The 14,986-nt window shown below is 69.5% G+C and carries 11 protein-coding genes; 6 read left to right on the top strand and 5 right to left on the bottom strand.

Annotated features, from left to right (window positions below; translation table 11 throughout):
• Nucleotides 1-181 precede the first annotated feature (181 nt).
• Nucleotides 182-1,333: a PPC domain-containing protein gene (locus CQ393_RS15840; RefSeq protein WP_194269694.1), complete on the bottom strand. Its 1,152-nt coding sequence runs from the start codon at nt 1,331-1,333 to the stop codon at nt 182-184.
• A gap of 168 nt (nt 1,334-1,501) precedes the next feature.
• On the opposite strand from CQ393_RS15840, the gene prfB reads away from it, so the two are divergent.
• The 4 genes from prfB to CQ393_RS15860 all read left to right on the top strand — a co-directional run bounded on the left by prfB (nt 1,502) and on the right by CQ393_RS15860 (nt 7,688).
• Nucleotides 1,502-2,627, top strand: a protein-coding gene (gene prfB, locus CQ393_RS15845) for a peptide chain release factor 2 (protein ID WP_153192893.1) whose coding sequence is annotated in 2 segments (ribosomal slippage) — nt 1,502-1,576 and nt 1,578-2,627 — 1,125 coding nt in all. Because the reading frame shifts where the segments join, the coding sequence is not laid out codon by codon here.
• 114 nt (nt 2,628-2,741) lie between these two features.
• Nucleotides 2,742-4,256 carry a lysine--tRNA ligase gene (lysS, locus tag CQ393_RS15850; protein WP_153192895.1) on the top strand — a complete coding sequence of 505 codons (1,515 nt, stop codon included), beginning with the start codon at nt 2,742-2,744 and terminating at the stop codon, nt 4,254-4,256.
• Between the two features lie 194 nt (nt 4,257-4,450).
• Nucleotides 4,451-5,512 (top strand): two-component system response regulator, encoded by a 1,062-nt coding sequence (locus CQ393_RS15855; protein WP_153192897.1) that lies wholly within the window; start codon nt 4,451-4,453, stop codon nt 5,510-5,512.
• A gap of 1 nt (nt 5,513) precedes the next feature.
• Complete coding sequence (locus CQ393_RS15860; RefSeq protein ID WP_153192899.1) at nt 5,514-7,688, top strand: response regulator; 2,175 nt, start codon at nt 5,514-5,516, stop codon at nt 7,686-7,688.
• A gap of 24 nt (nt 7,689-7,712) precedes the next feature.
• Here CQ393_RS15860 and CQ393_RS15865 read toward each other — a convergent pair whose 3' ends face one another.
• From CQ393_RS15865 to CQ393_RS15880, 4 genes are all read right to left on the bottom strand, one after another.
• The gene (locus CQ393_RS15865) at nt 7,713-8,588 is read right to left on the bottom strand and encodes a crotonase/enoyl-CoA hydratase family protein (RefSeq protein ID WP_153192901.1); all 876 of its coding nucleotides are present in this window, start codon (nt 8,586-8,588) and stop codon (nt 7,713-7,715) included.
• Between the two features lie 190 nt (nt 8,589-8,778).
• The gene (locus CQ393_RS15870; protein WP_153192903.1) at nt 8,779-9,738 is read right to left on the bottom strand and encodes a phosphatase PAP2 family protein; all 960 of its coding nucleotides are present in this window, start codon (nt 9,736-9,738) and stop codon (nt 8,779-8,781) included.
• Nucleotides 9,739-9,741: 3 nt separating this feature from the next.
• Complete coding sequence (locus CQ393_RS15875) at nt 9,742-10,941, bottom strand: acyltransferase (protein WP_153192905.1); 1,200 nt, start codon at nt 10,939-10,941, stop codon at nt 9,742-9,744.
• Between the two features lie 609 nt (nt 10,942-11,550).
• Nucleotides 11,551-13,233: a long-chain fatty acid--CoA ligase gene (locus tag CQ393_RS15880; RefSeq protein WP_153192907.1), complete on the bottom strand. Its 1,683-nt coding sequence runs from the start codon at nt 13,231-13,233 to the stop codon at nt 11,551-11,553.
• Between the two features lie 106 nt (nt 13,234-13,339).
• Between CQ393_RS15880 and CQ393_RS15885 the strand changes: the two genes are divergently transcribed.
• Together CQ393_RS15885 and CQ393_RS15890 are read left to right on the top strand one after the other, a co-directional pair.
• A complete protein-coding gene (locus CQ393_RS15885) occupies nt 13,340-13,783 on the top strand; it encodes a nuclear transport factor 2 family protein (RefSeq protein ID WP_153192908.1) in 444 nt (147 codons plus the stop codon).
• 422 nt (nt 13,784-14,205) lie between these two features.
• Entirely contained in the window at nt 14,206-14,904 is a 699-nt protein-coding gene (locus CQ393_RS15890) for an OmpA family protein (protein ID WP_153192910.1), read from the top strand.
• The last annotated feature ends 82 nt before the right edge of the window (nt 14,905-14,986 follow it).

The raw sequence follows: 14,986 nt of genomic DNA on the forward strand, positions 1-14,986 counted from the left end.
GACGGGGGCGCCCAGGCCGGTGGCGATGGCCAGGGTCAGCATTCCTGCTGCGAGTCGCTTCACGTTGGTTTTTCCTTGAAGTCTGGAAGGGTGCGGCCGCCGTTCCGCCCGGCACGGGCGGAACGGATCTGATGGCCCGGGGGACGCCGGCCGCGTCGGGGGATGCCGCGGCCGGGGGCAATCAGCGGGCGGCTTCGGCCGCGGCTTCGGCCGTTGCGGCGGCGGCTTCGACCGCGGCGTCCTTGCGGTTGCTGTTGCCCGGCGCGGCCATGTCGGCGCCAAGGTCGGTGGTCTCCAGCTCGAACACGCCCTGCTGGCTGCCGAAACTGGTCACCGCCACGGTGTAGCGGCCCGGGCCCAGGTGCAGGGTCAGGCGGGCATTGGTGCCGTTGCCGCCGTCGTCGTCCTCGGCATCGACGCCGGGACCGCTGACGTGCAGCACCGAATCGAAGTTGTCGGCGATGGCGTCGAACTGCACGTGGCGGGCGCTGTCCAGGTCGAGCACGAAGCTGCGGCGGCCGCGTGAATCGACCATGCCCTGCGCGGTCTGGCCGATGGTCAGGGCGCTGCCGTCGCGGATGATCAGGTCCTTGTCGACCGGGGTCAGGGCCACCTTCAGCTTGAACGAGCCGGTGGTGCCGTTCAGCGACGAGGCGCCGAGGGTGTAGTCGCCCGGCTCCAGGTAGGCGCGGATGCGGGCGTTGAGGTTGCCGCCGCCGTCGTCGTCCTCGACGTCCACGTTGCGGCCGGTCAGGTGCAGGTAGGAATCGAGCGCGCCCGATTCCATGGCGATGGTGTAGATGCCGGCCTTGTCGACCTTGAGCGCGTAGTCCTGCTTCTCGCCCATCAGCCAGTCGACGGCCTCGCTGTCGGCGCCCAGCGGCTTGCCGTCGTACGGGGTGACGGCGCTGCTGCGCAGCTTGAACGGGCCGAACGAATCGGAGCCGGCGCTGTTCACCGCCACCAGGTAGGTGCCGTCCTTGGGCGCCTTGAACGCCAAGCTTACCTCGCCCGGGCCGCCTTCGCCCTCGTAGCCGCGCGCGGACGCGGTGGCCAGCAGGCTCTGGCCGTCGAACACCGACAGCTGGCCATTGAGCGAGCCGCCCAGTTCCAGCGCCACGGCCTGGCCGCTCTTCAGCGTGACCTTGTAGCCCTGGTGGCGGCTGCCGTCGTTGTAGTTCAGGCGGCTGGAGGACGTGATCTCGCCGGAGACGCTGTCGCCGACGGCGAGGCTGGGGGCGGTGTCGCCACCGCCGCCGCCCAGCTTCTGGCAGGCGGCCAGGGCCAGGGTGAGGGAGAGGGCGGCGAACAGGCGGGTGGGGCGTGTATTCAAGCCAGAGTCCTTTATCGGTTGAAAGGGCCGCGCGGGGGCACGGCTGGCCGGGATTCTAACTGCATGCGGGGCCGGTCCTGCCGGACGCCGGTCCGGTTCTTGCATCGCCGACGATGCGGGTGCGCGGTGCTAGAATCGCCGGCTTGTCTGCAGCTGCATGGACCGACCATGATCGAACTCAATCCTGTCCGCCAGCGAATCACCGATCTGACCGATCGCGTGGTCTCGCTCAGGGGGTATCTTTGACTACGACGCCAAGAAAGAGCGTCTTGAGGAAGTAACCCGGGAGCTGGAAAACCCGGATGTCTGGAACAACGCCGAGTACGCGCAGAACCTGGGCCGCGAACGTTCCAGCCTGGAAAAGAACGTGGTCGGCATCGCCAGCGTGCTCGACGGCATGGTCGAGTGCGGCGAGCTGCTGGACCTGGCCGATAGCGAGCAGGACGAGGACACCGCGCTGGCGGTGGTCGCCGACCTGGACCGGTACCAGGCCCAGATCGAGAAGCTGGAGTTCCAGCGCATGTTCTCCGGGCAGATGGACTCGGCCAACGCCTTCGTCGACATCCAGGCCGGCGCCGGCGGCACCGAGGCCCAGGACTGGGCCGAGATCCTGCTGCGCATGTACCTGCGCTGGGCCGAGAGCCGCGGCTGGAAGACCGAGCTGCTGGAAGTCTCCGGCGGCGAAGTGGCGGGCATCAAGTCGGCGACCTTCCGCGTGGAAGGCGACTTCGCCTACGGCTGGCTGAAGACCGAGATCGGCGTGCACCGCCTGGTGCGCAAGAGCCCGTTCGACTCGGACAACCGCCGCCACACCAGCTTCACCTCGGTGTTCGTGTCGCCGGAAGTGGACGACAGCATCGACATCGACATCAACCCGGCCGACCTGAAGACCGACGTGTACCGTTCCTCGGGCGCCGGCGGCCAGCACGTGAACAAGACCGAGTCGGCCGTGCGCATCACCCACGTGCCCACCAACACGGTGGTGGCCTGCCAGACCGAGCGCAGCCAGCACGCCAACCGCGACCGCGCGATGAAGATGCTGGCGGCCAAGCTGTACGAGCTGGAGGTGCAGAAGCGCAATGCCGAGCGTGACGCGCTGGAAGCCACCAAGTCCGACATCGGCTGGGGCAGCCAGATCCGCAACTACGTGCTGGACCAGAGCCGCATCAAGGACCTGCGCACCGGCATCGAACGCAGCGATACGCAGAAGGTGCTGGACGGCGACCTGGACGAATTCGTCGAGGCCAGCCTCAAGTCCGGCCTGGAAGCCGGCTCCAAACGCATCGACGCCTGATCCTCGCGCCCCGCCGTAGGAGCGGCTTCAGCCGCGATGGGGCTTTACCGGTAAAACCCCTTCGCGGCTGAAGCCGCTCCTACGAAAACCTCTACCGCATCGAACCACACCGCCATGACCGAACAGACCGCAACGCCCACGCCCGCCGACGAGAACAGCCTGATCGCCGAGCGCCGCGGCAAACTCGCGGCGCTGCGCGGGCAGGGGATCGCCTACCCGAACGACTTCCGCCGCGAGCATTTCGCCGGCGCGCTGCAGGACGAGTTCGCCGATGCCGACACCTGGACCGCCGAGGCGCTGGAAGCCTCCGGCCGCACCGTGAAGATGGCCGGCCGGCTGATGGCCAAGCGGGTCATGGGCAAGGCCAGCTTCGCCCAGATCCAGGACGAATCCGGCCGCATCCAGCTGTTCCTGCAGGCCACCGCGCTGGATGAGGCCTATGCCGCGTTCAAGGGCTGGGACGTGGGCGACATCGTCGCCGTCGAGGGCGGCCTGACCCGCACCAAGACCGGCGAGCTGTCGGTCAAGGCCACCGCGCTGCGCCTGCTGACCAAGTCGCTGCGTCCGCTGCCGGACAAGTGGCACGGCCTGGCCGACGTCGAGCAGCGCTACCGCCAGCGCTACGTGGACCTGATCGTGACCCCGGAGTCGCGCGAGGTGTTCATCAAGCGCTCCCGGATCATCCGCGCCATGCGCGCCTGGCTGGACGCGCGCGACTTCCTCGAAGTCGAGACGCCGATGATGCATTACATCCCCGGCGGCGCCACCGCCAAGCCCTTCACCACCCACCACAACGCGCTGGACCTGGACCTGTACCTGCGCGTGGCGCCGGAGCTGTACCTCAAGCGGCTGGTGGTCGGCGGCCTGGAGCGCGTGTACGAGATCAACCGCAACTTCCGCAACGAAGGCGTGAGCCCCCGCCACAACCCCGAATTCACCATGATGGAGCTGTACGAGGCCTACGCTACGTACAACGAAGTGATGGACCTGACCGAGGGCGTGATCCGCGACGTGGCGCAGCAGGTGCTGGGCACCACCACCGTGGAATGGGACGGCGCCGGCATCGACCTTGGCCCGGCTTTCCGCCGCTGGCGCATGGACGAGGCGGTGCGCCACCACAATCCGCAGATCAGCGCCGCCGACTGCACCGACCGCGAGGCGCTGCTGCGCCACTGCGAACGGCTGAAGATCAAGGTCAAGCCGTCCTGGGGCTGGGGCAAGCTGCTGCAGGAGATCTTCGAGGCCACCGTCGAGCACACCCTGGTGCAGCCGACCTTCATCACCGACCACCCGGTGGAGGTGTCGCCGCTGGCGCGCGCCAGCGACACCGAGCCGGGCTACACCGACCGCTTCGAGCTGTTCATCAACGGCAAGGAGATCGCCAACGGCTTCTCCGAGCTGAACGACCCGGAGGACCAGGCCGCGCGCTTCCAGGCGCAGGTGGAGGCCAAGCAGGGCGGCGACGACGAGGCCATGCATTACGACTCGGACTACATCCGCGCGCTGGAATACGGCATGGCCCCGACCGGCGGCCTGGGCATCGGCATCGACCGCCTGGTGATGATGCTGACCGGCCGCGCCTCGATCCGCGACGTGCTGCTGTTCCCGTACATGCGCCCGGAAAACTGACGGCGGGCCATCGCCTTGCCGAAGGCTGCGCGCCGGCCGGAGGGCGCGGCCCCGGCGCCGGCGTATTGCAGGCTCGGCGCATGCAGTTGATGATGCGATGTCCGCCGGATCGCGCCCGCAGGGGCCGGTGAGGAGGCGCGGCGTGCCGGGAGCCTCCTTTCCCGGCAACAGCGGTTTCATCGGACACACCGTACATGCGCTTGGAAATCGTCATCGTCGACGACCAGACATCGGCCCGCAGCATGGTGCGGCACGTGCTGGAAGACATCTCGCCGGAACTGGGCGTGTACGACTTTGCCGATCCGCTGGAGGCGCTGGCCTGGTGCCAGTCGCACGAGACCGACCTGCTGCTGCTCGACTACCGCATGCCGAACATGGACGGGCTGGAGTTCGCGCAGCGTTTCCGGCGCATGCCGGGCAACCGCGACGTGCCCATCGTGCTGATCACCGTGGTCGGCGACGAACCGCTGCGGCAGAGCGCGCTGGAAGCCGGCGTCATCGATTTCCTGGTCAAGCCGATCCGCCCGCGCGAACTGCGCGCGCGCTGCAACAACCTGCTGCAGCTGCGCCGCCACAGCCAGAGCGTGCGCCAGCGCGCGCTGTCGCTGGAGCAGCGGCTGCTGGCCAGCATGCACGAGGTCGAGGAACGCGAACGCGAGACGCTGTCGCGGCTGGCGCGCGCCATCGAGTACCGCGATGCCGGCACCAGCGCCTTCCTGGAACGCATGGCGCACGTGGCCGGGCTGATCGCCGACGAGCTCGGCCTGCCCGCCGAGGACGTGCGCATCATCGAGATGGCCGCGCCGCTGCACGACATGGGCAAGATCGCCATCCCCGATGCCATCCTGCTCAAGTCCGGCGCGCTGGGCGAGGAGGAGATGGCGGTCATGCGCCGCCATCCGCGCATCGGCCACGAACTGCTCAGCGGCAGCAACAACCGCTTCATCCAGATGGGCGCGACCATCGCCCTGCGCCACCACGAGCGCTTCGACGGCAGCGGGTATCCCGACGGGCTGGCGGGCGAGGCGATCCCGCTGGAAGCGCGCATCGTCGCGGTGGCCGACGTGTTCGATGCGCTGCTGTCGCCGCGCCCGTACAAGGAAGCCTGGTCGATGGACGCGGCGCTGGCCTATCTCTACGCCCAGCGCGGGCGCCTGTTCTGCCCGCGCTGCGTCGACGCGCTGCTGCAGGCGCGCGAACGGCTGGACGAGGTCTGCGCGCGCTACTCGGCCGCCTTCCCGAGACCGGAAGCCTGAGATGACGAACGCGTTCGCCTGGCTCCGGCAGCGCCTGCGGCAACGCGGGGACAGCGAGCACGCGCAGGCGCTGGTGCGCATCGTGATGATCGCGCTGATCCTGTGCTACGTGCTGCTCTCGGCCGGGCGCTGGAACCTGCCGCCGGCGCAGCTGCGGCTGGTGGTCACCCTGATCCTGATCGCGCAGGGGCTGTCGCTGGCGCTGATGGGCTGGCTGCTGTGGAAACCCGGGCGCTCGGACCTGCGCCGCATCCTCGGCATGGTCGACGACTACGCGCTGATGTCCGCGGCGATGAGCACCATCGGCGAGCCGATGGCCTGCATCTACGTGGTGGTGATGTGGGTCACCGTCGGCAACGGCATGCGCTTCGGCAACCGCTACCTGATGCTGGCCGTGGCCATGGCCACCGCCAGTTTCGGCATCACCCTGGCGCTGAGCGGCTACTGGCAGCGCAACCTCGGCTTGGGCATCGGCCTGCTGGTGGGGCTGGCGGCGATCCCGCTGTACTTCTCCAGCCTGCTGCGGCAGCTGACCGAGGCCATGGCCGAGGCGCGCCGCGCCAGCGACGCCAAGAGCCGTTTCCTGGCCAACATGAGCCATGAGTTCCGCACGCCGCTCAACGGCCTGTCGGGCATGACCGAACTGCTGGCCACCACCCGCCTGGACGAGGAGCAGCGCGAGTGCCTGGGCACGATCCAGGCCTCGGCGCGCACCCTGCTGGCGCTGGTGGAGGAGGTGCTGGACATCTCCGCCATCGAGGCCGGCAAGCTGCGCATCAATGCGCAGGATTTCTCGCTGGCCGAACTGGTGCAGTCGATCGGCCTGATCCTGGCGCCGCAGGCGCGCGCCAAGCGCCTGGACTACCGCGTGTTCGTCGAAGCCGGCGTGCCCGACGGGCTGCACGGCGACGTCGGCCACCTGCGCCAGATCCTGCTCAACCTGGCCGGCAACGCGGTCAAGTTCACCGACCACGGCCAGGTGGAGATCCGCGTGTCGGTCAGTCAGGCCGGGCAGGAGGCGCCGCTGCGGCTGCGTTTCGAGATCCTGGACACCGGCATCGGCGTGGCGCCTTCGCTGCGGCCGCGGCTGTTCGACGCGTTCGAGCAGGCCGACGTGTCCCTGGCCCGGCGCCACGAGGGCACCGGCCTGGGCACGGCCATCGCCAAGGGCCTGGCGCAGGCGATGGGCGGGGAGATCGGCTACCGCGAGAACCTGCCGGCCGGCAGCTGTTTCTGGGTGGAGCTGCCGCTGGGACGCGCGGCGGCACCGGCTGCGGCCGGTGACGGCGCGGCGGCGGAACCGGCGGCCATCGAGGATCCCGGCAACGTCATCGCCTTCACCGATCCGTTCCGCCGCCACCGCGCGCGCGTGCGCAGCCTGGACGTGCTGGTCGCCGACGACCACGAGGCCAACCGCATGGTGCTGCAGCGATTGCTGCAGAAGGCCGGCCACCGCGTCACCTGCGTGCATGGCGCCGAGGAGGCGCTGGACGCGATGGCCGCGCGCGAGTTCGACGTGGCCATCACCGACCTGCACATGCCGGGCATGAGCGGGCTGGACCTGCTCAGGCAGCTGCGGGTGATGCAGGCCGGCGGCGGCCCGCGCACGCCGGTGGTGATCCTCAGCGCCGACGTCACGCCCGAGGCGATCCAGCGCTGCAACCAGGCCGGCGCGCACGCGTTCATGGCCAAGCCGGTGGTCGCGGCGCGGCTGCTGGAAACCATGGCCGACATCGCCAGCGGCGCCGCGTCCGGCGGCCCGCGCGAGATGGCCGCGGTGATCGCCGCGGTGCCCGACGGCGACGCCGTGCTCGATACCGGCGTGCTCGACGAACTGTCCGCGCTGGGCATGGGCAAGGGCTTCGAGCGCGAATTCGTGCGCCAGTGCCTGGAAGACCTGGAACAGGGCGTGGGCGCCTTGCCCGGCGACGCGCAGGCGGAGGACTGGGGGCGGTTGCGAGAGCACGCGCACGCGATCAAGGGCGTGGCCGCCAACCTGGGGTTGCTGAAAGTCGCCCGGCAGGGGGGAGAGTTGATGCGCATGGCCGACTGGCAACTCAAGGGCGAATGGAAACCGCTGCACGCGCGCATCGGTGCCGCGCTGCAGGAGGGACGTCAGGCGCTGGACGCGCGCGCCCGCGGGCGCGCGCAATCGCACGACGACGTGACCGGCTGAACTCCATCGCCGCCCAGTTACGGCTCAACCGCGCACCTGCCCGCTGCGGCGGGTCTGCGCCTTGACCAGCCGGTCCATGGTGCGCAGCGACTTGTCGTCCAGCGCCAGCGCCGCATCGACCCACACCCGGGTGATGTCCAGCAGCTCCTGGTAGTCGACGCGGTTGGAGATGCTGCGCACCGCGTTCATCGCCAGGTACGACTGCGGGATGCGCTGCTGCTGGCGGATCAGCTCGTTCACCGCCTGCTCGCCCTGGCCGCGCGGCACCAGGATGTCGACCACGCCCATGGCGTGCATTTCCTCGGCGGTGTGCACGCGGCCTTCCAGGATGATGCGCTCGGCCAGCTGCGGCGACACGCGGCGGCTCAGGAAGTTGTACGCACCCATGCCCGGGAACAGGCCGAACAGCACTTCCGGCAGGCCCATGCCCACGCCTTCCTCGGCGACGATGGTGTGGCAGGACAGGGCCATTTCCAGGCCGCCGCCGAGCGCGTCGCCCTGCAGCAGGGCGATGGTGCGGAAGCTGCCGTCCAGGCCGGCGTGGAAGCGGTAGACGCCGTCGATGCAGCTGCGCGCGTAGCGCAGCAGGCCGTCGCCATCGCGCGCGCGGATCAGCGCGGAGAACACGTCCAGGTCGCCGCCGAGGTTGAACGCGTCGGCCGCGGAGGCCAGCACCAGGTGGCGCAGGCGCCCGGCGCGGGCCTGCGGGTCGCCGGTGATGCCGTCCAGATACGCATGCATCTCGGTCATCAGCGGCTTGCGGAAGCAGGGACGCACGCCGGGACCGGCGTCGGCGTGCATGTGCAGCCAGTGCACATCGCTGGCCGCATCGTCGTGCACGCGGATGGTGGAGTAGGGGGTGGCGGGGGTGCCGATTGGCAGCAGTTCGATCGCACTCATGGGCTGGGTCCTTGCAGGAGGCCCGCGGGATGAGAAGCGTGGGCGGCGGGCCGGACGCTGGCACTCCGCGATCCTACACGCGGTGCCGGCCAGGAGAATGTGCGAAGGCGCCGGGGGAGACACCGGGGTCATCGGGGGGACAGCACCGGCCGGTCCGCTGGCTTCGGTCGTCGTGTCGCGGACGCGCGGCTCAGGCGGCAGGACCGGGATAGAGCCGCAGCCATCGGGCAAGCTGCACGGTGCCGCCCAGTACCGACAGCGTCGCGGCGGCGGCCAGCGCCAGCCGCACGAGCTGGCCATCGCCGAAGTGGTGGAGCAGGGCATGAGAACCGCCCCTGGCGGCGAGCAGGACGGCGAACGCCAGCGCCACCCGGCCCAGCCGCATGGCCGGCGTCGCCGGCGCATCGTGGGGCCAGCCGCCGTGCGCCATCAGCGCGGCCAGAAGGGCCAGGCCGAGCAGCTGGCCCGCCGTGCCCGGATCGATCAACGGCATCGCGCAGGACGCGAGCGCCACCGACAGCGCCAGCGGCAAGACGAACCGATGTGCCGACGCACGCCGCCACAGCCACCAGGCGATGCCGGCGCCCAGCAGTCCCAGGCAGGCGCCGCCCAGCGCGTCGCCGAGGAAATGCCGGCCCAGGTACAGGCGCGAGACCGCCATCAGCGCCGGCCACAGCGCGATGGCCAGCACGGCAGAGCGTCGCCGCCGCAGCGGTGCGAACGCCAGCAGCAGGCTCGCGCAGAAGGTGGTGGCGGCGGCGACGTGGCCGCTGGTGAAACCGAAGTCGGGATCGCGCTCCGCCCGCGCGGCGGCGATGGCCTGCTGCGACGGCAGGCCGAACGCCGTCCGCGCCCCGCCGCGTTCGCTCAGCCAGCGCGTGTTCGTCCCGCCTTTGTCCAGCACCCGTGCGTCCACCTGCACTGGGCGCGGTAGTCCCAGCCCGTCCTTGATCGTGTGCGTGCCCAGCCCGGTCAGCAGCAGCGCCAGCATCACCGCCAGCATGGGCCGCAGGCGCAGCCCGAAACCGGCCACCAGCACCGCGGCGGCGTAGAACCCCTCCTGCCCGGACAGCGAGACCGCCTGCATCAGCCAGGTCAGCCACGGCGTGGCGAAGGATTGCAGCCAGAGATTGGGCTCGACTTCGAACATGGCTCAGGGAACCGGTTGCGGAAGCGGGCGCGGCGCCGCAGCGTGCCGCATCGCCTTGAGCCCGAACAGCGGGCGCAGCCAGCCGGTGCGGCGGATCAGCCCTTCGTGCAGCAGCAGGCAGCCGGCGATCGTGCCCGTCACCACCAGCGTTGCTTCGACGCCCGCGCCCAGCCGCATCGGGATCAGCCACCAGGCCAGGGCGACGATCAGGGTCTGGTGCAGGATGTACCAGGAGAACACCGCCTCGCTGCAGTAGGGCAGCCAGCGGAACGGGCGGTCGAGCAGGACGCGGCTCCAGCCCAGGATCGCCAGCAGCGCCATCCACGTGTAGGTGGCGCGCGCGATGCGCTCGATCGTGTACCAGGGAACCTGCGATGCCCATTCCGGTGCCGGCCCGGCCGGCGGATGATGGCCGAGCCAGCGCAGGCCCAGTTCCACCCCGATCGCCACCATCGCCACGCCCAGCGTCCGCCGGCGCAGCCGGCAGGCCCAGTTCCAGAATCCCGCGCCGGTCGCCAGCACGTAGCCCAGCAGGAACAGCGGCAGCGATTCGGCATGCACGGTCCAGTCGTCGAGCAGGGCATGGGTCTCCGGGAAACGCGGCGCCAGCCAGAGTCGCACGCCCAGCAGCCAGAGGACCGGCAGCGCCAGCAGCAGGCCCGCCGACACCCGCGTGGGCTCCGCGTCCCCGAGCCGCTCCCGCAGCCGTCGCAGCAGCGGCACTGCCGCCAGCAACAACAGGGTGTAGGGCAGCGGGTAGGCCAGGTACCACAGGTGGTTCCAGGTCGGAGTAAGCAGGCATTGGCCGGCGCGGCAGAGCCCGTGGGTGAGGTAGAGCATGTAGAAATGCGCGAAGCCGCCGCTGTAGCCGTAGTGCGCGACGACCTGGAAGAAGGTCTGCGGCGGCACCACCACCAACATGCCGAACACCAGCGGCACCAGCAGGCGCAGGCTGCGCGATCCGGCGAAGCGCCAGCGGCGGCCCTCGATCCCGGCCAGGCCCAGGGCGATGCCGGAGATCATGAACAGCAGCGGCATGCGCCAGCGGTTCAGCGCGATCATCGGGTACTGCAGCCATTGCGCCTGGTAGGTGCTCTTGATGTGGAAATCCCAGTCGGCCACATGGACCATCGCCGAGTGGTAGAGGATCAGCAGGGAGAACGCGATGACGCGCAGGGCGTCGATGTCGTGGCGGCGTTGCATGGGCGGGCCGAGGGCAGGAATGCCGCCAGCGTCCACCCACCGCGCCTCGCCGCCCATCCAGAAGTGACCATGCGATGCGGGTCCGGGACGGATCGCGGGATGCGGGGACGAACCGGGAGCAGATGGCCTGCCCCTTTCGCTGCAGCGCGCATGGGATCGATGCCGCGAACCATGCCGGCGTCATCCGCCCCTGTGCCGTCCTGCCCGGATCAGGTGATGGCGACGATGCGCGCCGGTCCATACCGGCACAGATGACCGCGGTTTCCGGCCGTGGTGGCGCGCGACCACGAATGCCGGACGCGCGTCCCGGCATCGGTACGGTGCCGACAGCCGGGAACTACCGTCTTGTGCCGCGCCGCCCACCGGCGAGACGATGCCGCCGTCGTTACCGGACGAAAGCGCAGGCAGGGCCGAAGATCGGCCCGGACGGTTGTTGAGGTACAAGCCGGAGCGCGCGTTCCCGGCCGCCATCGGCGGCATCGAACGGCATCGGGCAGCTGCGAGGCGCGGTCACGACCATCCGCTGCCAGGGGGCACCGGCCGCCATCGGCTGGGCCAGCGCCGCGTGGCATCCGGGCGGGCTCGCGCCGCGCCCGGGGAGGCCGGGCCTCAGCCGGCCGGCGGCGCGTCGCGCAGTTCGCGGCGCAGGATCTTGCCGACGTTGGTCTTGGGCAGTTCCTTGCGGAACTCGACGATGCGCGGGTGCTTGTAGCCGGTCAGGTTGGCGCGGGCGAACTCCTTGACCTGTTCTTCGGTCAGGTTCGGGTCCTTCCTGACGATGACTACCTTGACCACCTCGCCGGACTTCTCGTTCGGCACGCCGACCGCGGCCACTTCCAGCACGCCGGGCATCATCGCGATCACGTCCTCGACCTCGTTCGGGTACACGTTGAAACCCGACACCAGGATCATGTCCTTCTTGCGGTCGACGATGTAGAAGAAACCCTTCTCGTCCATGCGCGCCATGTCGCCGGTGTGCAGCCAGCCGTCGGCGTCGATGGCCGTGGCGGTCTCGTCCGGGCGGTGCCAGTAGCCCTTCATCACCTGCGGGCCGCGGATGCACAGCTCGCCGACCTCGCCGGTGGCGACCATGTTGCCGTCGTCATCCTTCACGCAGGCGTCGGTGGAGGGAATGGGCAGGCCGATGGCGCCGTTGTACTCGGCCAGGTCCAGCGGGTTGATGCAGGCCGCCGGCGAGGTCTCGGTCAGGCCGTAGGCCTCCACCAGGGTGGTGCCGGTGACCTTCTTCCAGCGTTCGGCCACCGCACGCTGCACCGCCATGCCGCCGCCCAGCGTGACCTTGAGCGCGGAGAAGTCCACTTCCTCGAAGCCGGGCGTGTTGAGCAGGCCGTTGAACAGCGTGTTGACGCCGGTGATGGCGGTGAAGCGGTTGTTGCGCAGCTCCTTGACGAAGCCCTTCATGTCGCGCGGGTTGGTGATCAGGTAGTTCAGGCCGCCCAGCTTCATGAAGACCAGGCCGTTGGCCGTCAACGCGAAGATGTGGTAAAGCGGCAACGCGGTGATGATCACCTCTTCGCCGGCCTTGACCCCGGAAGCTGAGATCCACGCCGAGGCCTGCTGCATGTTCGCCACCAGGTTGCGGTGGGTCAGCATCGCGCCCTTGGCCACGCCGGTGGTGCCGCCGGTGTACTGCAGGAAGGCGATGTCGTCATGGCTGACGTCCACCGGCGGCAGCGCATGGCGCGCGCCCAGGCGCAGCGCCTCGCGGAAGCGGATCGCGCCCTTGATGCGGTAGTCGGGCACCATCTTCTTCACGTACTTGAGCACGAAGTTGACGATGGCGCCCTTGGGGAAGCCGAGCATGTCGCCCAGGCCGGTGGTGACCACCTGCCTGACCGGGGTGTCGGCGATGACCTGCTGCACGGTGTCGCCGAAGTTGTCCACCACCACCAGCGCCGAGGCGCCGGCGTCGACCAATTGGTGCTTGAGCTCGCGGGCGGTGTAGAGCGGGTTGACGTTCACCACGGTCAGGCCGGCGCGCAGGATGCCGAAGGTGGCGATCGGGTACTGCAGGCAATTGGGCATCATCACCGCCACGCGGTCGCCCTTCTTCAGCTGCAGCTCGCCCAGCAGGTAGGAGGCGAACTGGGTCACCAGCGCATCGGCCTGCCCGTAGGTCAGCACCTTGCCGAAATTGGAGTAGGCCGGACGGTCACGGAACTTGGCCACGGAGGCATCGAACACCGCGGCCACGGAGCGGAATTCATCGACGTCGATCTCGGCCGGCACGCCAGCGGGATAACTCTGCAGCCAGGGACGTTCCTGATTCATCTTCCCCTCCAGGAAATGGTTGTGGTCTAGTTGGCATGGCCGGCCATCCGGCGATGGCGGCCGCCACCGCAGCATACCGTCCAGAATGGAAAAGGCGAAGGGAGCGATGATCCGAACGGCCTTCAACTGCGCGCGTATTGCGCTGATCGTGTTGGCGCTGGCCGCCTGCGCGCGCCAGGCACCCGAACAGCGCCTGCGCCAGACCGTGGCGCGGATGCAGGAGGCGGTGGAGCAGGGCCGACCCCGCGACTTCATGGCGGAGGTGGCCGCCGACTTCATCGGCAACGACGCCCTAGACCATGACGGCCTTGAGCGGCTGCTGCGCGGCCAGCTGCTGCTCAACGCCAAGGTCGGCGCGCGCACCGGCCCGCTGCAGGTGGAGATGGGGCAGGGCGATACCGCGACGGTCCGCTTCACCGTGCTGCTGACCGGTGGCGACGGCCGCTTCCTGCCCGAGCGCGGCCAGCTGCAGCAGGTGGTCAGCCACTGGCGGCAGGTGGACGACCGTTGGCAGCTTTACAGCGCCACTTGGTCGCTGGCCGTGGAGTAGTTGAAGCGTCCTTCTCCCTGTGGAGGAAGGGCAGGGTGCGAGGAAAGGGCTGCGCGCGAACCGCCGCCGGTTCGGCTTCTTGGACGTTCTTGCGCCGGGAGCAAGGACAGGGGAACTTGAGGGAAGCTGGGATGAGGCGCAGCGATCCCTCTTGAGCAGGGCTCTGCCAACCCTTTTTCGCCGGCACGGATGCCATGCCGCGCCCAACGCGCGTGTTTCCCACAGATATGCCGGTTTTCCCGCACACACACCCATCGCCAGCCCTCAACACGGCGCGACACTTCTCCGGTTCGGTCCTAAGACAGCTACCTGAATGGAGCGCCGGCAACGGGCGGTTTCGTCATGCGCCAATCGCGCCGGCCTGTTTATGCTGCCCGCGCAATCCACGCTGGCATGGCCGGCCCTAGACGGAGATTCCCCCGATGAGCACCCGCACCGTTATCCGCAACCTTTCCATCGGCCTGGTGAGCGCCGCCGTGCTGTCGGCCTGCGCCACCGGCGGTTCCTATGTGCAGAGCGACCCGTACGGCAACCCGTCCCAGCAGCAGAACCGCACCGGCAAGGGCGCCCTGATCGGCGCGGCCATCGGTACCGCCGCCGGCCTGCTCAGCGGCAGCAGTGCCACCGAGCGCCGCCAGCACGCGATGATCGGCGCCGGCATCGGCGCACTGGGCGGCGCGGCCGTGGGCAACTACCAGGACCGCCAGGAACGCGCCCTGCGCGAGCGCACCGCCAATACCGGCATCGACGTGCAGCGCCAGGGCGACAACATCACCCTGAACCTGCCCGACGGCATCACCTTCGATTTCAACAAGACCACGCTCAAGCCGCAGTTCTACGGCGCCCTCAACGGCGTGGCCTCGACCCTGGCCGAGTACAACCAGACCATGATCGAAGTGGTCGGCCACACCGACAGCATCGGCACTGACGCGGTCAACAACCGCATCTCCAAGGAGCGCGCCGACGCCGTGGCCGCCTACCTCGCCGCGCAGGGCGTGCAGCGCGAGCGCATCGAGACCCTGGGCGCCGGCAAGGCCTACCCGATCGCCAGCAACGACACCGACGCCGGCCGCGCGCAGAACCGCCGCGTCGAGATCCGCGTGATCCCGCTGCGTTCGTGATCCACCCGTAGTCCCGACAAGGAAAGAGCCGCGCAAGCGGCTCTTTCCTTGTCTGCCACACGCGCTTTTCGTAGGAGCGGCT

Origin of the sequence: Stenotrophomonas sp. MYb238, assembly GCF_009496535.1 — a bacterium.
Taxonomy (GTDB): domain Bacteria; phylum Pseudomonadota; class Gammaproteobacteria; order Xanthomonadales; family Xanthomonadaceae; genus Stenotrophomonas.

Coding starts and splice junctions, on each gene's coding strand:
- CQ393_RS15890 (WP_153192910.1), top strand. CDS start 14,206: ATGAGCACCCGCACCGTTATCCGCAACCTTTCCATCGGCCTGGTGAGC.
- CQ393_RS15870 (WP_153192903.1), bottom strand. CDS start 9,738: ATGTTCGAAGTCGAGCCCAATCTCTGGCTGCAATCCTTCGCCACGCCG.
- CQ393_RS15865 (WP_153192901.1), bottom strand. CDS start 8,588: ATGAGTGCGATCGAACTGCTGCCAATCGGCACCCCCGCCACCCCCTAC.
- CQ393_RS15875 (WP_153192905.1), bottom strand. CDS start 10,941: ATGCAACGCCGCCACGACATCGACGCCCTGCGCGTCATCGCGTTCTCC.
- lysS (WP_153192895.1), top strand. CDS start 2,742: ATGACCGAACAGACCGCAACGCCCACGCCCGCCGACGAGAACAGCCTG.
- CQ393_RS15855 (WP_153192897.1), top strand. CDS start 4,451: ATGCGCTTGGAAATCGTCATCGTCGACGACCAGACATCGGCCCGCAGC.
- CQ393_RS15885 (WP_153192908.1), top strand. CDS start 13,340: ATGATCCGAACGGCCTTCAACTGCGCGCGTATTGCGCTGATCGTGTTG.
- CQ393_RS15880 (WP_153192907.1), bottom strand. CDS start 13,233: ATGAATCAGGAACGTCCCTGGCTGCAGAGTTATCCCGCTGGCGTGCCG.
- CQ393_RS15860 (WP_153192899.1), top strand. CDS start 5,514: ATGACGAACGCGTTCGCCTGGCTCCGGCAGCGCCTGCGGCAACGCGGG.